Source organism: Collinsella sp. BIOML-A6 (assembly GCF_009875845.1).
Lineage (GTDB): Bacteria > Actinomycetota > Coriobacteriia > Coriobacteriales > Coriobacteriaceae > Collinsella > Collinsella aerofaciens_H.
Genome location: NZ_WWSL01000010.1, coordinates 23,559 through 43,532, shown reverse-complemented (window position 1 = coordinate 43,532; position 19,974 = coordinate 23,559). Strand labels below are relative to the sequence as shown.

Below are 19,974 nucleotides of genomic sequence, written 5' to 3'. Positions count from 1 at the left end.
GAAAGGCTTCCATGAATCCCAGGACTAAATCTCAGGACATTCGCGACTTGAGCCAAAACGATATTCGCGAGCTCGTGGCAGAACTCGGCCAGCCCGCTTTCCGCGCGAAGCAGCTCATCGAATGGGTCTTTGAGAAGAACGTTTGTTCGTTTGATGATATGACCAACCTTCCCAAGGCTTTCCGCGAGCAGCTTAAAGAGGCTTTTGCCTTTGATACGCCGACCGAGCTCACCAAGCAGGTATCCAAAGATGGCTCTCGCAAGTATCTGCTCGAGTACCACGACGGCATTTCCGTCGAGACTGTCGGTATGCCCCGTCGTAACAAGCTTTCCGTCTGCGTTTCCACCCAGGCAGGCTGTGGCATGGGCTGCGCCTTTTGCGCCACCGGCCTTAACGGCCTCAAGCGCGCGCTGACAGCTCAGGAAATCGTCGACCAGGTGCTTCATGTATCCAACGACTTTGGCGAGCGGGCCACGAGCGTTGTCTTCATGGGCCAGGGCGAGCCGTTTGCTAACTACGACGAGGTTCTCAAGGCCCTCCGAATCCTCAACGACCCGGACGGCATCGGTATCGGAGCCCGTCACCTCACTGTCTCCACGAGCGGCGTTATTCCCGGTATTCGCAAATTTGCCGATATCCCCGAGCAGTTCACGCTTGCCGTTTCCCTGCATTCCGCCATCCAGTCGACGCGCAATAAGCTCATGCCCGGTGTTAAAAAGTACACGCTGCTCCGCCTTCACGAGGCGCTTCAGCTCTACACCGAGAAGACGGGCCGCCGCCCGACCTATGAGTATGCCATGATCGAAGGCGTCAACGATACGAATCCCGAGATGCAGGCGCTTTGCGACTTCTGCGAGGGAACGCTGTGCCACGTTAACCTGATTCAGCTTAACGACATTGAGGGCAGCCCGCTCAAGCCGTCGCCGATTCATAAGGTCGAGGATCTTCAGCGCCGCCTTGAGTCTCGTGGCATCGAGACCACGATCCGTAATTCTCGCGGCAATGATATTGATGCCGCCTGCGGTCAGCTGAAGCAACGTTTCAAGGTTCAGAAGAACGCATAGGGGAGACTGTGCCCCATAACGTTTCATGTGAAACATCCGGCAGCCCTTGTTGCAAATAATGCAACAAGGGCTGTCTCATTTGTATTCATATAATTGGATTTGATTTACGTAGGCTTAGTTTTATAGCAAAAATAAGGGGTCCTTATCTCATGAATCAGACAAGGGCCCCATCAAATAAGGCAAGTAATTGTTAGGTACCTAATAATCAACATTTTCCCACTGATGGTTAACCCAGTCTTGGTTAATCTTTGGATTCTTAGTCACCTGAGCAGTACGCATAGCGACATCTTCGGTCATCACATCCATTTTCTTCTTAGATGTATCGACGATATCCTGAGCTCCACGCAGCAGTCGACCGCGCAGTTCATCGTCTGTCGCAATCTCATAACCCGCAAAAGCACTAGCGGCGACGGTGGTTGCCAACGCAATGACCGCGAGAACCTTACTCTTCATCCTGATCCTCCTGCCCAAATTGAATCATTTCGCCAAGGATACGGGAGAGCTCTTCTTCGTCTTTGAACTCGATTTCGATTTTATTCTTACCACGAGAGCTCTTCACGCGTACATTCGTGTTGAAAACTTGACGAAGGACTCGAGCGGCCTTTTTAAATGACTGAGGTGTTGCTGGCCTCGGAGTCCTTGGCGTCTCTCCGACAGAAAACAACGGAGCAAGATTTTCTGTCGCCCTTACGGAAAGGCCCTCTGCAACAACCTTCTCAGCAAGTCGAATTCTTGCATCTTCATAGGGAACTGCAAGAATCGCACGTGCATGGCCAGCGGTAAGCTTACCCTCAAATATCATCTGCTGAACGACCTCGGGCAGATCGAGGAGGCGCAGTGAGTTTGTAATTGCAGAGCGCGACTTACTCACTGCCTTTGACAATGCTTCCTGGGTCATACCGCTAGCATCGATGAGTTGACGATACCCCTTAGCTTCTTCAACAGGATTCAGATCAGAACGCTGAAGGTTTTCGATAAGAGCAAGAGCCAGCATCTCTTCATCATTAACATCTTTAATGATGACAGGCAGTTCCTCAAGACCAGCGAGCTTTGACGCCTGGTAACGACGCTCACCAGCGATGATCTCATAGCCGTTTCCATGCTTGCGAACCAAAAGCGGCTGCAAAACGCCATGTTCTTGGATTGACTCACTCAACTCGCGAAGTTCAGTTTCATTAAAGTGAATTCGCGGCTGATTAGGGTTGGGAACGATATCTTCAATAGGTAGTTTTATTTCGGATGCGGCATTTGAAGCCGATGCAGACGAGCCACCGGTCTCGTACTCAGCCTCTGAGACCAAAGCGTTGAGTCCACGTCCCAATCCCCCACGCTTCTTTGCACTAGGCACGCTTGATCACCTCTTTTGCAAGGTTCATATACGCTTTTGCACCCTTATTTTGAGGCGCATAGGTAATTACTGGTTCTCCAAAAGACGGAGCTTCGGAGATTTTAACCGTACGAGGAATCAGTGTCTTAAACGCCTTATCACCAAAGTACGATTGAACCTCCTCAACAACCTGATTCGACAGTGAAGTACGTGAGTCATACATGGTCATAAGCACACCGTAAGTGTCTAAGCCCTTGTTCAAACGTGATTTGACCATCTTCATTGACTCAAGCAGCTTCGTAACTCCCTCGAGTGCGTAATACTCGCACTGGATCGGAATCAAAACGCTATCTGCTGCGGTCAAAGCGTTGATGGTAAGCAGGCCAAGTGAAGGGGGACAGTCAATGAAAATAAAATCGAACTCGTCCTGAATCGGCTCAAGCAAATCTTTGAGGCGGGTTTCACGAGCAATTGCGCTTACGAGCTCAATTTCGGCGCCCGCAAGCTGAATTGTAGCCGGAATTGCGAATACCTTTTTGCAATTTGTATCATGAACAAGCGATTCTGCCGGCACATCATTCAACAATGCATCATAGATGCAGTGTTCAAGGTCTTCCTTTTCAATTCCAAATCCGCTGGTGCTATTTCCCTGTGGATCAAAATCGACAATCAGTGTTTTGCGACCTTGCTCGCCCAGTGCTGCTGCAAGGTTTACAGCTGTCGTTGACTTACCGACGCCGCCTTTTTGGTTGATGATTGCAATGATACGCGTGTCTTTTGCGCTCTTCGAACGCTTAACGTCGCGAAATCCCACGGTCCCTCCCGGTGTGTATTAAAGCTGTCAAACGGAGGATGTTTCACGTGAAACATTCCGATTCGATATCAACCGCCATGTTTCACGTGAAACACTGCAAGTTGTTACTATCCATTATGTTTCACGTGAAACATCTAGGCAAGCGGATTCTTCTTTGCCATACCATTTGCACGAGGCAATGAAACGGATGCTGGATGAGTCTTTTTAAGAACAATGAACTCCCTGTGGCCCAAGCCCTCAGGCAAATCGATTGTGTCATTCAGAAGCAAAGTGAAGCCGCAGATCTTAGCCGCTGACATGCCCGAAGCAAGTTCCTCATCCGATGGATTGCCCTTGGTGATAACAAATAACCCTCCATCCTTGAGATACGGAGCCGCATACTCAACAAGAATCGGTAGAGGGGCCAGTGCACGGGCGGTTACGACAGAGAACTGCTTCTTATGGCTTCGAGCATATTCCTCAAGGCGATCATGAACCGCATGAGCATGTTTCAATCCAAGAGCATGAACAAAAGAATTGACAGCATCAACCTTCTTGCCAACTGAGTCAATATAAGTAGCTTTACGATGCGTGGTTATGGTTAACGGAATACCTGGGAAGCCTGCACCTGTTCCCATATCGAGCAAAGCTCCCTCAGGAGCCTTATTGATATAGGGGAGCAAAACAAGTGAGTCAAGGATATGAAGTACAACAGCATCTTCTACGTTAAGAATATGCGTGAGGTTGGTTGTCTTATTTGTTTCTAGAACCAGATCCAAATGCTGAATACATTTCTTCAGCTCAGCATCAGTTACGCTCAAGGAATACTCTTTGCGATAAGAAGTTAGATGACGCTGCATCTGGTCAGCCTGCTGATCGGTAAGTACAAACACCAGAAGCTCCTTTCTGACAAAAATCAGTGTATCGAGAACTTTTGACAAAAAAAGGGGACGTGGAAACCACGCCCCCTTAGCATAAGCTCGAGTAGATTATCGAGCAACAATCACCACATGGCGATCAGGGTCAGAACCCTCAGAATGGGTATCGACGGCATCGTTGCCACGAAGTGCAATATGAACCAGTCGGCGCTCATAGGCATTCATAGGCGGAAGCGAAACACTCTTATGAGTACGGACAGCACGCTCGGCAGCAGACTGGGCCATAGAGGCAACCTTGTCCTGACGACGGCTCTTGTAGCCCTCAACGTCAACCACAACCGGATACCTAAAGCCAAGCTTGCGGCTCACCAACAAAGAGAACATAACCTGAAGGGCATCAAGGGTACGACCATGACGGCCAATAAGAACAGCAAGATCAGGAGCCGTAACATCCAAAATCAGCTCACCCTCGTCGCCCTCGTACTCATCGATAGGAGAGTTGGCGGCATCGAAGTGCGAAAGGATGGAACGCAGAATGGAAATCGCAACATCGGCAATGGTATCGAGCTCCTCATCAGTCAGCTCTTCACCGGCCTTGTAGCGCTGTGCAATCTCGGGATAATCGCCCGCAATCTGCGGGGCAACCTCCTCAAGCATATCCTCGATGATCTCTTCAGACATAACGTACTCCAAAAGTTAGGTACCTAAATAAGATTGATATCCCGACTAATTCTTTTTGTGCGGACGCGGCTTCTTCTCGCGACGGGTAACCTCGACCTGCAGCGGGGCGTTCTTAAGACGCTCTTCCTCATCGGCCTTGGCCTTGTCGATAACCTTCTGCGTCACGAAAATCTGCTGGGTAACCTGCCAGATAGAAGACACGTCGTAGTACAGCAGGACGCCGACGGGAAGGCTCCAGCCCATCCAAAGCATCATGACGGTCATGACAACGGCCATCATACGCATGCTCTGGGCCTGCTGACCAGTCTGATTGCGCGACATATACAGCTGCGGAATCAAGGTGAGAACGGCAAACAGAATCAGGCAAACCAGCGCAGGCAGCGCAACCATAAAGCCATCGGCAAAGGAAGCGCTCGGCGTGGTGGTAAGGTCAGGCAGGATGTTGAAGAACGAGAACGTGCCGTCGTTAAAGTAGTTCGGCAGGTTACGCAGCAGCGTAAACAGGGCGAACATGACAGGCATCTGGATCAGCAGCGGCAGACAACCAGCCATGGGGTTGAACTTGTTCTCGCTGTAGAACTTCTGCATCTCCTCGGCCTGACGCTGGGGATCGTCGGTATAGCGCTCCTGGATCTCGAGCATCTTAGGCTGCAGCACCTGCATGCGAGCCGTCGACTTGGTCGACTTGAGCATAAGCGGCGTCAGCAGCAGACGGATGATGACCACCAGGATGATGATGGACAGGCCCCAGTCGACCGCAAAGGTCTGGATGAGCTTGAGCAGCTCAAAAAGGATGTTAACGATCCAATCCCACATGTAAGTTTTCCTCCGATAGCGAGTGCCCGCTAAGGCACAGGGTCATAACCGCCGACGTGCAGGGGATTGCAGCGAGCGATGCGCCTCACGGCAAGCCAGCAGCCTCTCAAAACACCGTACTTCTCAATCGCCTGGATAGCGTATTGCGAGCACGTTGGGTAATAAATGCAGGCGTCAGGCAATAAGGGCGAAATAACCTGTTGATATATGCGAATAGGAGCGATGGCAACACGTCGCAAAACGTGATTGCTCATCGCTCCTCCCCGGCAACGCCGGCGCGTTTCATAAGCGAACGCAATGCCTTGTCCATCTCCTGCGGCGAGGAAACCCTCGTCTTGGGAGTCGCGAACAAGATGATGTCATAACCCGCAACGGGAAATCCACAGCTGCGGGCGGCCTCGCGCATCACACGCTTAGATCGGTTGCGCACGACAGCACAACCGAGTCGTTTAGCACCAACGAAGGCGACCCTTCCGGAGTCGCCTTCGCCAACCGATTCACATATGGTCATTCGAATCAGAGGGTGATTGAAACGACGCCCCTGACTGAACACATGCTCGAAATCTTGCCGAGACTTAATAGTCTTCATGCGAGATGTGTGTATCGCTGCTAGACAGTGAGACGCTTGCGGCCCTTGGCGCGACGACGGGCGAGCACGGCACGACCACCCTTAGTGGCCATACGGGCACGGAAGCCATGGGTCTTGGCACGCTTACGCTTATTAGGCTGATACGTACGCTTCATCTTAAGTTCCTCCTGCTGCATTTCGAGTGTCCGCGGGGCGCGGACGCAGATATAGACACGTGAGCTTGAAGATTGTAGGGAAATCAATGTTCAAATGTCAAGAAATCAAAGGTAAAAGGTTGCAAAGAGTACACGGTTCCCCCATAAGAAGAACCGGCATTTGAGGCAGCAGGAAACTTTTCACGAAATTTCATCGAGTTTTCAACAGGTCGTGTTGGAAATGTTGAGAACTTTTCGTCCGTTTTCCAAAGTTTTCAACATGTTTTGAAAACTTGTCGAAAGATGAGAAACATTGCGCGGTGAGCTACTATTTGTTCAAAACCTTTTGAAAGATTGCGAGCGGCATGTCTGACGACTTCTACACCATGGTCGATTCCGGTGATCCGGCACCCGACAACGAGCACATCACCGGCGCGCGCGAAAAACGCAACGAGGGTGAGCAGGTCACCGCACAAGCACCAAAGGCCATGTATGCAGCGCGCATCGCGGTCTACGATGACATGCTGTCGACACCGCGTGTCATCGTCATCGAACCGCAAGACGTCCGTACCTACCTGGAAGAGACAACCAACACCGTCTACCGGTGCATGAAAGAGCAGGGAGGACGCATCTCGCTGATGGTTATCCGCGAGATTGTCGAAAACTTTATCCACGCGCATTTTGCAGAGCCCATCATCTCGATTCTCGACGGTGGCGATACCATCCGCTTTGCCGATCAGGGCCCGGGCATCGACGACAAAGAGCGCGCCTTCGATTTTGGCGTAACCAGCGCAAACAGCAAGATGAAACGGTATATCCGCGGTACCGGTGCCGGATTTCCCATGGTACAGGAGTACCTGGAAAACGCCGGCGGCGCCGTCTCCATCGAGGACAACATGGGCAACGGCACCGTCGTGACGGTAAGCCTGAACCCCAAGCGCGTGCAGGAAATCGAGCGTGCCGGCGGGCGCGGGGCAGCCGTGCGGCCCGAGACGGAGCAGACGGCATATCCCCTATCCAGCACGTTTGCGCAGCAGCCCGCGGCGCAGCAGATGCAGCAGCCCGTGGCACACATGCAGCAGCCTGGAAGTTTTCCCATGCAAGACCCCCAAGCACCGCTGGGCAACGCAATGCAAAACATACCGGAGAGCATAGGCTCGGCAGATCTGGACACAGGCACCGTGCAGCAGACAGCGGCCATGCCAAACGCCCCGCAAATGGGCTACCAACCGTACCCGCAAGGGTATCCTCCCCAATATATGCCGCAGCAGGGATACGCCCAGCCGTATCCCCAACAGCATCTTCAGGGATACCAGCAGCCGTACCAACAAATGCCCCAGGCGCAGTACAACCCATGGGCCCAGCAGATGCCTCCGCAGTCTTACCAACAGTGGCCGCAAAGTTTTCAACAGCAGCCGCTGCCCATGCAGAGTTCTCAACAACCAGCAGCTCAAATGATGTATCCTAATGCGGCGAATCAATATGCACAGCCGCAGCAAAACGTATTTGTGAGCGAGCGCGGCGAAGCGGCACTGGGCTATCTGGCTCAAAACCAGGAGTGTGGCGCAACCGACCTGGCGCGGGCGTTTGGAAACTCAGCGCCCACGTGGTCGCGAACGCTCAACGACTTGGCGCAGGCCGGCTTGGTCATCAAACATGGCCAGAAATATCATCTGACCGAGATAGGCAGCGCTCGCGTGCGAGCCCAAAGGTAAGGAACGGGAGAAACAGTGGACGAGGAAGCAAGCATCATCCTGGGAGATGCCATCGCCTTTTGTCAGCGCGACGGCCAAGATGCACGCCTCATCAATATGCTGGGACAATCGCGCGCCGTGAGCCTGACCGAGGACACTCTGACGATTGAGGCACCTTCACGCTTTGCCATCGCTCAGCTCAAAAAGCATCAGCCGACCATCGAGGCCTATCTGGAAGAGATCGCCTTTGCGCCGATCGCGCTCAATATCGTGGCGCCGCAAGGCGCCGCGGCAAATACGGCCCCGATCGCTCACCCGGTAGCGACTGCCACCGCAGCGGCAACGGCGGCGCCCGAGCCTCAACGCGACGATGTTTCCCGTGAAACTATGACAACGCTGACGGGCGCTTCGGTCACACCGGCAGTAGAGCCAGTCCCCTCGCCCATCCCGACCGCCACGCATATGCCCGTCGCACATGAGGCGACACCCGGCGAGGAATCGGGCATTGCAATCAAAAACACGTTGTCCGCCGACGATTTCCGCCGCATGATGACCCAAATGAATGGCAGGCCGCCGGCGAAAAGCGCGAGTTCGTCCGCAGCACCGGCAGCGCCTTCGGCGGCGGCCACGGCGGCAGTCGAGAAAAACACGGACGGGGCACCCCTCGCAGCGAATTCGAAATTCACGTTTGAGAACTTCGTCTTCGGACCGGAGAACAGCCTTGCCTATCGATCGGCGCTCAAGTTCGCCATGCTTGCAGACACGCCCGGTACCTGCACGTCGCTGTTCATCTACGGCAAATCGGGCCTGGGTAAGACACACCTGCTGCTCGCCATCAAAAATGAGCTGGCAGAGAAATCGCCCGAGATCAAGGTGAAGTACGCCAATTCGCAGGCATATCTGGACGACTTGATGACGGAATTCGACCGCCAAAAGAAGAGCAATGCCCCCATTATGCAGGCGTACCACGGCGTCGACGTGCTTATCATCGATGACATCCAGAACATCATCGGCAAGCGAGCGAGCGTGGATTACTTCTTCCAGTTGATGGACGAATTTATCCGTAACAACAAGAAGGTCGTGATCGCCGCCGACCGCGCTCCCAAGGACCTTAATATGGACGAGCGCCTGACCAGTCGCTTTAATGCCGGCCTGCTGTGCCTGGTGGCGGAGCCCAGCTACGAGATGAAATATAAGATTTTGCAGCGTTATTACGAGAACACGATCGCCGCCGCACCCGAGGCGGGCAACGACTCGCTGTTGGCGGCCTACGGGGGCGGCGGCGGACATCTGACCGACGCGCACTTTAAACACATGGCCGAGGTCTCGGGCACCAACATCCGCGAGCTCGAGAGCTTTTGCGAGCGTTGTGCCGGCGAAGCGGGCGATCGCGAGCGCGAGGGCGGGGAGCTCACCTTTGACGACATCGACGTCATCGCCAACCAGTACTTCGACACATCGGCCAAGAAGATCAATGTGCAGACGGTCCAGTCCGTCATCGAAGAGCAATACGGTGTGACGCACGAGGAACTCATCGGGCCTCGCCGCAACGCCAATATCGCCAAGGCGCGCCATATCGCTATCTACCTGGCGATCGAGATGTGCGAGATGACGACAACGGCCGTGGGCGCCGAGTTTGGCAACCGCAACCACTCGACCGTCAGCACGAGCTATAAAAAGGTTCAGAAGATGATTCAGGAAGACCGGACTGTTACCGAAGACCTCAAGTCGCTGCGCGATAAAATTACACTGCGCTCGTAGGTAAATGGACACACCTGTTGAAAACTTGTCGAAACGGCGGTTATAAGCTGTCAAAAACTCGAGCCGCGGTAATGAAAAGTTATGCGCAGGTTTTGAACGTGGAAAACATGCCCGGTTGCACACAGGTTCCTGTCGATTCTCTTTTTAGGGCTGACCAGCACGTTTAGGAGTAATCAACAGTTTCGTCAGTACTATTACTATTATTAAGATATTTATATCTATAGAAAGGTATTAAAAGATGAAGTTCACCGTCAGCCAGAGCTCGCTTACGCAAGCCATCGGCGTCGTTATGAAAGGCGTCGCTTCGGCATCCACCCTTCCCATTCTGTCGGGCGTGCTCGTTAAGGCACAAGACGGCATCTTGGAATTCCAGACCTCAAACTACACCATCTCGATTCGTCACCGCATTGCGGCTCATGTCGAAGAGGAGGGCGAGATGGTGATCCCCTGCAAGATGCTCTCCAACATCACCAAGACCCTTCCCGATGCCCCGGTCACCTTTGAGCTGTCCGAGCGTCAGGTTTTGATCGGCTGCGAGAAGAGCTCTTTCCGCCTCAACACGCTCGATGCCAACGACTTTCCCGAGTTCCCGGCATACGCCATCGAGAGCGCCGTCGAGCTGCCGACCGATATCCTGTCCGAAATGGTCGGTCGTGTATGGCGCGTCACCTCGACTGACAAGGCTCGCCCCATCCTGGGTGGCGTGCACATGAAGGTCGAGAACAACACCGTGCGCCTGGTGGCGACCGACTCCTTCCGTCTGGCCGTATGTGACACCCAGGTCGAGACCTCGACGCTCGAGGGCTCTTTTGAGCTCAATGTGCCTGCCGACGCCTTCAACGACGCGCTGAACATCATGGCCAGCCAGGCGACCATCATGATTGGCGCCACCGACACCCAGGTTGTCTTTGAGGCCGGCAACACCACCTACGTGTCGCGCCGCATAGAGGGCGTGTATCCCAATTACAAGCAGCTCATCCCCGATTCGTGCGTGACGAGCGTCAAGATCGACGTCGCCGCCTTTAACGCCGCCCTTAAGCGTGTGGCCGTTATCGCGAGCGCCAACCCCGCTGTCAAGTTTGAGATCGATGTCGAGAACGGGCAGATGGGCCTGTCCTCCATTTCCAATGACCAGGATCTGGCACAGGAGACGATCGATGTCGAGGCCGAGGGCGAGTCGGGCACCATCGCCTTCAACTACCACTACATCTTTGGCTGCCTCAATGCCCTGTCCAAGGAGAAGGAGATCACGCTGGAGCTCAAGAGCTATTCGCAGGCTGGCATCTTCAAGTCCTACGACAAGATCAACTACCTGTACCTGGTCATGCCGGTGCGCATCTAGCACTGCCCATGACCATGTACGCACGCGATCTTTCCGTTGCGCGCTATCGCAGCTTCGACAGTTACCGTCTTGCTCTGAGCGACGGTGTGACCGTGCTCGCGGGCCCCAACGCCGCGGGAAAGACCAACCTCATAGAGGCGCTGCAGCTGCTGACGAGCGGCGCCTCGTTTAGGCATCCGACCGCAGCCGAGCTCGTGCACGACGGCGCGGGCTCATGCAAGGTCGAGCTGAGGCTCGAAGGCGATGGGCGCGTACTGGACATGGGGCTGAGCGTGGAAGACGGCAAGCGTTCGTTTAGCCGCAACGGCAAGCGCTGCGCTGCGTCCGGCGTGCGCGGGGTGCTGCCGAGCGTTCTGTTTTGCCCGGACCACCTGGATATGGTCAAGCGGGGTGCCATCGAGCGCCGTACCGCACTTGATGACTTTGGCGTTCAGCTGAGCGCGCGCTATGCCGATTTGGCTAGTGCCTACGGGCGCTGCGTGAGCCAGCGCAATGCCCTGCTCAAGGAGACCTGGTGCTGCCGCGAGATGCTCGGCGCCTGGAACGAATCGCTCTCCCGCGCCGGTTCGGCCCTGCTCGTGCATCGTCTAGCCCTGCTCGACCGGCTGTCGGGCCATGTGCGCGACGCCTATGGCCGCGTGGCATCTGGCGAGCCCGCCGGCGTGTCCTATGTGTCCACGCTTGGCGACCTGCCTCGCATCGAGGATCGCGGCGAGCTCAGGGGCTGGGCGTATGAGCACATGCTCTCGGCGCTCGACGAGCGCGCCGACGAGGAGATCCGCCGCGGCGTGACGCTCGTGGGTCCGCATCGCGACGAGATTGAGTTTTCCGTCGCGGGTCGATCGGCCCGTTCATTTGCCAGCCAGGGCCAGCAGCGAACGCTGGTGCTTGCCTGGAAGGTGGCAGAAGTGGCCGTGGCGCGTGATATCCTGGGCACCGCGCCGCTGCTGCTTTTGGACGACGTGATGAGCGAGCTCGACGCCGGGCGGCGAGGCGCTTTTCTGCAGCTGATCGGTGATGATATCCAGACAGTCATAACCACCACCAATCTGGGGTATTTTACCGATGACCTGCTTGATCGAGCCAAGGTGGTGAGCATGGGTGAGACGTGCTAATTACGAGCGCGCGAACGGAACGGTTGCCTTCGGCGGCTTTTTGGATGCCGAGCGTCAGCGCGTCCTGGCGGCCGCGACACCTGAGCGCCGCGCGCAAATGGAGGCTGCAGAGGTGTCCCGTGCGGTCTATCACGCCTGGAATACAGTGTGCTCGGGCACGCGCGAGGGACGCCATGTGACGGGCCTGCGCTACCTGCCCGAGTCCAACGAGCTGCTGGTGTACCTCGATTCGCCCTCATGGACGCAGGAGATGACACTTTTGCGCGAGATCATCCGCGCGCGCATGGAACGTGCCGGTGCGCACGTCGACGGCCTGGTGTTCAAGACGACCGCCCCCGGCCACACACCGCCCGCTGCCAAAGAGCGCCTGCGCCCGGCCCTGGCCGAGCGCCCGCCGGCTCCGCATGCCGACCTAAGCGATGCCGAGCGTGCCGGCATCGAGCACCAAGTGGCACCTATCGAGGACCAAAAACTGCGCGAGGCCCTCGAGAACGCCATGAGAGCCAGTGCCGAGTGGGCCAAGGGCGTGCAGGGCAAAAAAGAGCCTTAAATCGCATCTGGTGGCCTTGTAGAGCCAAATGCCCTCGTTCCCGAGGGTATTTTTTTACGATAAACTAGTAAGGCTGTACACATTTTCTTAACTGAAGGAGGACGTGTGGCAAACGAAAACGATTACGATGGCGGCGAGATTAAGATTCTCGAAGGTCTCGAGGCCGTTCGTAAGCGCCCGGGCATGTACATTGGCTCGACGAGCGCCAGCGGTCTTCATCACCTGGTGTGGGAGATCGTTGACAACTCCGTCGACGAGGCCATGGCCGGTTTCTGCACCGAGATTCAGGTGACGGTCCACGCCGACAACTCCATCACGGTCGTCGACAACGGCCGCGGCATCCCCGTCGACGAGCATCCTATCAAAAAGATCCCGACGCTCGAGGTCGTCATGACGATCCTGCACGCCGGCGGTAAGTTCGATAACTCGGCCTACAAGGTCTCGGGCGGCCTGCACGGCGTGGGCATCTCCGTCGTCAACGCCCTGTCCAAGCGTGTGGTCGTACAGGTATGCCGCGACGGCAACATCTACGAGATGGAGTTTTCGCGCGGCAAGACCGTCAAGAAGATGGAGGTCGTGGGCACTTCGGAGACGACGGGTACCACTGTCAGCTTCTGGCCCGACGACGAGATCTTCGAGACCTGCATCTACGATTTCGACACGCTGCACAACCGTCTGCAGGAGACGGCATTCCTCAACAAGAACCTCAAGATCGTGCTGACCGACGAGCGCGAGGCGACTCCCCATGTGGAGGAGTTTTGCTATGCCGGCGGCATCATCGACTTCGTCAAGTTCCTCAACGAGGGCAAGGATGTCCCCGAGGCCTTTAAGGACCCCATCTATATTGAGGGCAAATCGGATCCGGATGCGCCCGTGACCAAGATGGGCGAGGTCGAGGTGTCCTTGCAGTGGAATAGCGGCTACGGCGAGAACGTCATGTCGTTTGCCAACGACATCTACACCCCCGAGGGCGGCATGCACCTCGAGGGCTTCCGCACCGCACTCACCCGCGTGATTAACGATTACGCTCGCAAGCAGAACCTGCTCAAGGAAAAAGACGCCAACCTGACCGGTGACGATGTGCGCGAGGGCCTATCGGCCGTTATCTCGGTCAAGCTGCCCGATCCGCAGTTTGAGGGCCAGACCAAGGCCAAGCTCGGCAGCTCCTATATGCGCGCGCTGACGCTCAAGATCGTGACCGACGGCCTTGCCGATTACCTCGAGGAGCATCCCAAGCCCGCTCGTGAGATCGTCAAGAAGGCCCAACAGGCCTGCAAGGCGCGCAACGCCGCCCGCAAGGCGCGCGAGGCGACCCGCCGCAAGAGCCTGCTCGAGACGGCGTCGCTGCCCGGCAAGCTCGCCGACTGTTCGGTGCGTGACGCCGAGTTGACTGAGCTCTTTATCGTAGAGGGCGACTCGGCAGGCGGCTCGGCCAAGGACGGCCGCCGCCGAGACATCCAGGCGATTCTGCCCCTGCGCGGCAAGATTTTGAACGTCGAGCGCGTGGGCGACCACCGCGCGTTCTCGAGCGACACCATTCAATCGCTTATCACCGCGATCGGCTGCGGCGTCACGACGAGCGCCGGTGACGGTGGCGACTTCGACATTACCAAGGCGCGCTACCACAAGATCATCATCATGACCGATGCAGACGTCGACGGTGCGCATATCCGCATCCTGCTGCTGACGTTCTTCTACAAGTACATGCGCCCGTTGATTGATGCTGGCTACATTTACGTCGCTTGCCCGCCCATCTTTGGCATTAAGGTGCGCAACAAGATTCACTACGTGTATCCCAACGGCCGCCAGCCCGAAGACGAGATCCTGCGCGACACCATCCAGAGCCTGGGACTGAACCCCGACGACAACGACGAGGACGGCAAGGCCAAGGACGGCAAGATCACCAAGAAGCGCAAGGGCTACACCGTCCAGCGCTACAAGGGCCTGGGCGAGATGGACCCCAAGCAGCTTGCCTCGACGACGATGGACCCCAAGACCCGCATTCTGCAGCGCGTGTCGATCGAGGACGCCGTGGTGGCGGACCGCGCCGTGCGCGAACTGATGGGTTCCGAGGTCGGCTATCGCCGCGAGTACATTGAAAAGCACGCCCACGACGCACGCTTCTTAGATGCCTAACCTGTTCGGCTTTCCCAGCCACCGCACCTTCGCCCTCAATCCTCTTTCGGGCGAATCTGCGGCGCCTGGGAAACCAAGGAGGGTTATCCGGCATTCCCGGTAATCCGTCTCCGTGGTAGGGAACTAATGGACCACGCAAACCATGAGGAGGTAACGTGGCAGACGATATCAACAATAACGATGGTGTGGACGAGGCCGGCGACGCCGGCATGCCCGACGATCTGAAGCGCCTGCTCGCCCGCGCCGAGCAGGGTGAGGATGGCAACCCGGATTCCTATAACCCCGACGCCGAGGACGAAGAAGAGGATGACGACGCCGAGCTCGAGGAGAGCTTTGGCGAAGTCGACCGTGGTGCCTCGGCCGGCGAGGATATCAACGGCGGACAGCTCCAGATTTCGGAGTTTGGCCGCGAGATGAAGCAGTCGTTCATCGAGTACTCGATGTCGGTCATCACGGCGCGCGCCCTGCCGGACGTGCGCGATGGCTTAAAGCCGGTGCACCGTCGCATCCTGTACGCAATGAACGAGAGCGGCATCTACCCCAACCGTCCGCACAAGAAGTCGGCCTGGACGGTCGGCGAAGTTATCGGTAAGTACCATCCGCACGGCGACTCCGCGGTCTATGAGGCCATGGTCCGCCTGGCGCAGTGGTTCTCCATGCGCACGCCGCTCATCGACGGTCACGGCAACTTCGGCAACATCGACGGCGACGGCGCCGCCGCCATGCGTTACACCGAGAGCCGCTTGGCAAAGCCCGCCATGGAACTCCTGCGTGACCTGCAGAAGGATACCGTCGACTGGCAGCCCAACTACGACGAGTCGCTCGCCGAGCCCCAAGCGCTGCCCGCGCGCTTCCCCAACCTGCTGGTCAACGGCAGCCAGGGCATCGCCGTCGGCATGGCCACCAACATCGCCCCGCACAACCTCACCGAGGCGATCGAGGCCACCTGCTACCTGATCGACAACCCCGACGCCACCGTCGACGAGCTCATGCAGATCATGCCCGGTCCGGACTTCCCCACCGGTGCCATCATCATGGGCAGCGCCGGCATCAAGCAGAGCTACGAGACCGGCCGCGGCTCCATCACCGTGCGCGCCAAGGCTCATGTGGAGTCCACCAAGACCGGCCGTAGCCGCCTAGTCTTTACCGAGATTCCCTACATGGTCAACAAGGGCACCCTGCAGGAGAAGATCGCCCAGCTCGTCAACGACAAGCGCATCGAGGGCATCTCGGATATGCGCGATGAGTCAAACCAGAAGGGTATCCGTCTGGTCATCGAACTCAAGAAGGGCGTCATCCCGCAGGTCGTGCTTAACAACCTGTACAAGTACACCTCGCTGCAGACGACCTTCGGCGCCAACAACCTGGCGCTTGTCAACGGCGTCCCCAAATGCCTGAGCCTGCGCGAGATGCTGCAGCACTATATCGACCACCAGGTCGATGTCGTCACCCGCCGCACCCGCTTTGACCTCAAGAAGGCCCAGGCGCGTGCCCATATCCTCGAGGGCTACCTGATGGCTCTCGACCATATCGACGAGGTCATCAGCATCATCCGCTCCTCGCAGACCGACTCCGAGGCCAGCAGGCGCCTGATCGAGCGCTTTGACTTTACGCCCGAGCAGACTACGGCCATCCTCGAGATGAAGCTGCGCCGCCTGACCGGCCTGGAGCGCGACAAGATTCAGGAAGAGCTGGACGGCTTGCGCCGCGCCATCGCCTACTACGAGGACCTGTTGGCGCACGAGGAGAAAATCCTGGGCGTCATCAAGGAAGAGATGCGCGAGATTTCCAAGAAGTTCGGCGACAAGCGCCGTACCGAGATCAGCCATGTCGAGAAGGACCTGGACGTCGAAGATCTGATTGCCGACGAGGACATGGTCGTGACCATCACCCACACCGGCTACGTTAAGCGTATCCCGGTGGCCGCCTACCGTGCCCAAAAGCGCGGTGGCAAGGGCGTGTCGGGCGTCAACCTCAAAGAGGACGACGTCATCGACGAGATGTTCATCGCGTCCACGCACGAGTACGTGCTGTTCTTCTCGAGCAAGGGCAAGGTCTATCGCCTGAAGGTGCACGAGCTGCCGGTGGGTACGCGCCAGGCGCGCGGTACCGCGATCGTCAACCTGCTGCCCTTCGAGGAGGGCGAGAAGATCGCGAGCGTCATCAGCTGCCGCGAGTTCCCAGCCGACGAGTACCTGATGTTTGCCACCAAGAGCGGCATGGTCAAGAAGACCGTGATGAGCGCATATGACCGCAGCCGTCGCGACGGCCTGATCGCTATCAACCTGCGTGACGACGACGCGCTGCTGAACGTGCGCCGCGTGCGCGAGGGCGACAAGATTATCCTGGCCACCACCGCGGGCAAGGCGATCATGTTCTCCGAGGAGCAGGTGCGCGCCACCGGCCGCGATACCAGCGGCGTTCGCGGTATTGGTATGAAGGACGGCGTGAGCGTTCTGGGCATGGAAGTCACTAACGGCAACGGCGATCTGTTCGTCATCACCGAGCGCGGCTACGGCAAGCGCACGCCGGTCGCGGACTACCCGGAGCAGAATCGCGGCGGCCAGGGCGTCTACACCATCCAAATGACCGAGCGTAAGGGTAACCTCGCGGCCATGAAGACGGTGGGCCCGCAGCACGAGCTGTTCATCGTGACGGAGGGCGCGACGGTCATTCGCGTCAAGACCGACGAGATCAGTCAGACCGGCCGTGCCACCCAGGGCGTCAAGATGATGACCGTCGACGACAACGACCGCATCTGCGCCGTGGCCCGCATGACGGCCGCCAAAGAGAAGCCCGAGGGCGAAGGTTCCGAGGCCGCAGCCGACACCGAAGAGGCTCCAGTCGACCTAGGCGACGACAACGACATGCCAGAGGATCTCCTCGACGAGTAAGTAGTCCTCTCCGGTCAAAAACATCAGACCCCATATATCGGCGGTCGGCGCACTGCGCGCCGACCGCTTTTTTGACAAGCTTGGAACCCCGTGTCAGACGGCTGGGCGAGATGGGTTAGGTTTGTCGCGAGTTCCGCACGCAAAGAAGGCCACTTAATGTGGCCTTCGTCTTGCGCAGGACTGCCCGAGCAGCAAACCTAACCCATCTCGCCCAGCCGTCTGACACGCCCTCCAAAGATTTTCAAAAAAGTTGTTGACGCGCGCGTAACGACTCGTCTAATATATCCCTTGCGCGATGGACCTGTAGCTCAGTTGGTTAGAGCGTCCGGCTGATAACCGGGAGGTCACAAGTTCGAATCTTGTCAGGTCCACCACTTTCTTTCGCAATAAACACCCCAGCGAGAGCCGAGTCGCCGCTGGGGTGTTTATTACTGTCTCCGTGGGGGTTTAGCTCAGCTGGGAGAGCGCGGGCTTTGCAAGCCTGAGGTCAGGGGTTCGATCCCCCTAACCTCCACCATGATGGACCTGTAGCTCAGTTGGTTAGAGCGTCCGGCTGATAACCGGGAGGTCACAAGTTCGAATCTTGTCAGGTCCACCATCAAAACTGTGAAGAGCCCTGGGGCGTTGCCTCGGGGCTTTTTTCTTGTCTGTGATAAATCTCATTTTGGTTTTGTGTGCTGTGCGAAAGATTGGGTAGTATAGCTATTCAATGCGGCGGGCTGCCGTGTGTTAACCGCTACGTACCGGAGGTGTTCCATGGTTCGTGTCGACATAGAGACTATCGTCATGGCCGCCGGTCCCGTGCCATCGCTTATCGTGCTTCGCGAGCGCTGCAGCAAATCGGACTCGCCCGCGCCACTGCGTTCCCTTTCCATTCAGACTGGTTCGTTTGAAGCTGCTGCCATTAGCCGCGGCATCGATAGCGGCCGCGCCGAGCGCCCGATTACCCATGACCTGCTGCTCGATACTGTTAGCGCCCTGGGCGCCAAGCTCGAGCGCATCGAGATCGTTCGCGCCGAGCCGCCGGTGTTCTACGCGATGATCGTCGTACTGGCCGATGGTGACGAGCGCAAGATCGACGCCCGTCCCAGTGATGCCATTGCCCTTGCCGTGCGCAGCAATGCCCCCATGTTTGTGGAAGACGACATCATGAATCGCCTGGGCACTGTTTCTACCCATGCCGAGGAAGTCGACGACGAGCAAGAGTTCGAGAAGTTCGACGAGTTCGTCCATACGCTTTCCCCCGATGATTTCTAAATGCGGGGCGGCCAGGTTGCTGAGCGTTCGCTGATGGCCGGCGGCATGTCTGCCGAGGCGGCGGCTATCGCGCGTGAAGCCCAGATGCGCTCGGAGGCATCCGAGGCGGCTCGCATTGCCTATGTGACGCAGGCCCGCACGCTTCGCGAGCGCCGCGGCTCGTTTATCAAGATGGTTGTCATCTCCGTCCTTGTCGCGGCAATCTGCTCGCGCCTTCGTGGTACAGTTGGTGCGCTTGGGTTTTCGATCTCTACGGGCCTGGTGATCTGGGGTGTGGTCGACGCGGTAATGCTGACTAGTCAGATCAAGGTGCTCGACAAGCGCGCGATGGATATGATGCGCGCCCGTGACGCTGCCGCTAAGATCGCCGCCGAGGCGCAAGAACTGTAACGACGCCGGACTCGATGGGAAGGTCTAAAGATGGCACAGGATATGCAGGACGCCGGTAACGTCTCCGCCGAGCTCGACGCCATGGTGTGCGATCTGATCGGCGCCTTCTTGGACGACCTGGCCGCGGGCGAGAACCCGGGCGTGGTCGTGGCAATCGAGGACGCTGCTTCCAACCGATATCTGGCGGCGCTCGACGAGGACGGCGAAGAGGCGTGCCTGGAGGCGGCCACCAACTTTATCTCCGAGCACAAGATGGGCCTTAAGGACGAGGGTCTGGGCCGCATCGCCCGTTACGCCATCGGCTACACCGGTTGTGTCGAGATCGATGGCGGCTACCATGACGCCCTGCTCGTGAGCTTCTTCGAAACCACGCTCGAGAGCGGTTTTTCGGCATATGTGCTGTATGAGGGCATGGGTGCCGGCGATGGTTTTATGTGGAGCGACCCTGAACCTGCAGGTGAGGAAACCCCTCTTATCTAAAATCGCTAAAATAAACGAGTTTTCGGTAAAAGGCTCAATATTCCCGCTGAGCGTTGCGTTGCTGGGCGGGTCG

The 19,974-nt window shown here is 57.2% G+C and carries 20 protein-coding genes and 3 tRNA genes; 14 read left to right on the top strand and 9 right to left on the bottom strand.

The window, feature by feature from the left end; translation table 11 throughout:
• The first annotated feature begins 11 nt into the window (after positions 1-11).
• Positions 12-1,064, top strand: a complete 1,053-nt coding sequence (gene rlmN, locus GT495_RS04790) for a 23S rRNA (adenine(2503)-C(2))-methyltransferase RlmN (RefSeq protein WP_161161689.1) — start codon at positions 12-14, stop codon at positions 1,062-1,064.
• Positions 1,065-1,262: 198 nt separating this feature from the next.
• On the opposite strand, the gene GT495_RS04785 is transcribed toward rlmN, so the two are convergent.
• From GT495_RS04785 to rpmH, 9 genes are all read right to left on the bottom strand, one after another.
• The gene (locus tag GT495_RS04785; protein ID WP_161161688.1) at positions 1,263-1,517 is read right to left on the bottom strand and encodes a hypothetical protein; all 255 of its coding nucleotides are present in this window, start codon (positions 1,515-1,517) and stop codon (positions 1,263-1,265) included.
• Positions 1,507-2,412 (bottom strand): ParB/RepB/Spo0J family partition protein, encoded by a 906-nt coding sequence (locus tag GT495_RS04780; RefSeq protein ID WP_370457592.1) that lies wholly within the window; start codon positions 2,410-2,412, stop codon positions 1,507-1,509. The genes GT495_RS04785 and GT495_RS04780 overlap by 11 nt, the downstream gene beginning before the upstream one ends.
• The gene (locus GT495_RS04775) at positions 2,405-3,205 is read right to left on the bottom strand and encodes an AAA family ATPase (RefSeq protein ID WP_161161687.1); all 801 of its coding nucleotides are present in this window, start codon (positions 3,203-3,205) and stop codon (positions 2,405-2,407) included. The genes GT495_RS04780 and GT495_RS04775 overlap by 8 nt, the downstream gene beginning before the upstream one ends.
• Before the next feature lie 134 nt (positions 3,206-3,339).
• Complete coding sequence (rsmG, locus tag GT495_RS04770; RefSeq protein ID WP_370457591.1) at positions 3,340-4,077, bottom strand: 16S rRNA (guanine(527)-N(7))-methyltransferase RsmG; 738 nt, start codon at positions 4,075-4,077, stop codon at positions 3,340-3,342.
• A gap of 96 nt (positions 4,078-4,173) precedes the next feature.
• Complete coding sequence (locus GT495_RS04765; RefSeq protein WP_161161685.1) at positions 4,174-4,743, bottom strand: R3H domain-containing nucleic acid-binding protein; 570 nt, start codon at positions 4,741-4,743, stop codon at positions 4,174-4,176.
• Positions 4,744-4,788: 45 nt separating this feature from the next.
• Positions 4,789-5,559, bottom strand: a complete 771-nt coding sequence (locus GT495_RS04760; RefSeq protein WP_161161684.1) for a YidC/Oxa1 family membrane protein insertase — start codon at positions 5,557-5,559, stop codon at positions 4,789-4,791.
• 29 nt (positions 5,560-5,588) lie between these two features.
• The gene (yidD, locus tag GT495_RS04755) at positions 5,589-5,813 is read right to left on the bottom strand and encodes a membrane protein insertion efficiency factor YidD (RefSeq protein WP_117584026.1); all 225 of its coding nucleotides are present in this window, start codon (positions 5,811-5,813) and stop codon (positions 5,589-5,591) included.
• On the bottom strand, positions 5,810-6,148 hold the full coding sequence (rnpA, locus tag GT495_RS04750; RefSeq protein WP_006236191.1) for a ribonuclease P protein component: 339 nt from the start codon (positions 6,146-6,148) through the stop codon (positions 5,810-5,812). The genes yidD and rnpA overlap by 4 nt, the downstream gene beginning before the upstream one ends.
• A gap of 20 nt (positions 6,149-6,168) precedes the next feature.
• The gene (gene rpmH, locus GT495_RS04745; RefSeq protein WP_019127408.1) at positions 6,169-6,303 is read right to left on the bottom strand and encodes a 50S ribosomal protein L34; all 135 of its coding nucleotides are present in this window, start codon (positions 6,301-6,303) and stop codon (positions 6,169-6,171) included.
• A 344-nt stretch (positions 6,304-6,647) separates the two neighbouring features.
• Between rpmH and GT495_RS04740 the strand changes: the two genes are divergently transcribed.
• From GT495_RS04740 to GT495_RS04680, 13 genes are all read left to right on the top strand, one after another.
• Positions 6,648-7,997 (top strand): ATP-binding protein, encoded by a 1,350-nt coding sequence (locus GT495_RS04740; RefSeq protein ID WP_161161683.1) that lies wholly within the window; start codon positions 6,648-6,650, stop codon positions 7,995-7,997.
• A gap of 15 nt (positions 7,998-8,012) precedes the next feature.
• A complete protein-coding gene (locus GT495_RS04735; RefSeq protein WP_161161682.1) occupies positions 8,013-9,737 on the top strand; it encodes a DnaA ATPase domain-containing protein in 1,725 nt (574 codons plus the stop codon).
• Positions 9,738-9,975: 238 nt separating this feature from the next.
• Entirely contained in the window at positions 9,976-11,079 is a 1,104-nt protein-coding gene (gene dnaN / locus GT495_RS04730) for a DNA polymerase III subunit beta (protein WP_022094338.1), read from the top strand.
• 8 nt (positions 11,080-11,087) lie between these two features.
• Positions 11,088-12,194, top strand: coding sequence for a DNA replication/repair protein RecF (locus GT495_RS04725; RefSeq protein ID WP_161161681.1), 1,107 nt, complete (start codon positions 11,088-11,090; stop codon positions 12,192-12,194).
• A complete protein-coding gene (locus tag GT495_RS04720) occupies positions 12,181-12,744 on the top strand; it encodes a DciA family protein (protein WP_161161680.1) in 564 nt (187 codons plus the stop codon). The genes GT495_RS04725 and GT495_RS04720 overlap by 14 nt, the downstream gene beginning before the upstream one ends.
• 105 nt (positions 12,745-12,849) lie before the next feature.
• Positions 12,850-14,880: a DNA topoisomerase (ATP-hydrolyzing) subunit B gene (gene gyrB, locus GT495_RS04715; RefSeq protein WP_152078199.1), complete on the top strand. Its 2,031-nt coding sequence runs from the start codon at positions 12,850-12,852 to the stop codon at positions 14,878-14,880.
• A 155-nt stretch (positions 14,881-15,035) separates the two neighbouring features.
• Entirely contained in the window at positions 15,036-17,774 is a 2,739-nt protein-coding gene (gene gyrA / locus GT495_RS04710) for a DNA gyrase subunit A (protein ID WP_370457590.1), read from the top strand.
• A gap of 297 nt (positions 17,775-18,071) precedes the next feature.
• Positions 18,072-18,148, top strand: a tRNA-Ile gene (locus tag GT495_RS04705).
• A gap of 67 nt (positions 18,149-18,215) precedes the next feature.
• A tRNA-Ala gene (locus GT495_RS04700) sits at positions 18,216-18,291 on the top strand.
• A 4-nt stretch (positions 18,292-18,295) separates the two neighbouring features.
• Positions 18,296-18,372, top strand: a tRNA-Ile gene (locus tag GT495_RS04695).
• A gap of 158 nt (positions 18,373-18,530) precedes the next feature.
• Positions 18,531-19,031 (top strand): bifunctional nuclease family protein, encoded by a 501-nt coding sequence (locus GT495_RS04690; protein ID WP_161161679.1) that lies wholly within the window; start codon positions 18,531-18,533, stop codon positions 19,029-19,031.
• A complete protein-coding gene (locus GT495_RS04685) occupies positions 19,032-19,421 on the top strand; it encodes a hypothetical protein (RefSeq protein WP_161115599.1) in 390 nt (129 codons plus the stop codon). It begins immediately after the preceding gene.
• A gap of 30 nt (positions 19,422-19,451) precedes the next feature.
• A complete protein-coding gene (locus GT495_RS04680) occupies positions 19,452-19,901 on the top strand; it encodes a hypothetical protein (protein ID WP_089572580.1) in 450 nt (149 codons plus the stop codon).
• Positions 19,902-19,974 lie beyond the last annotated feature (73 nt).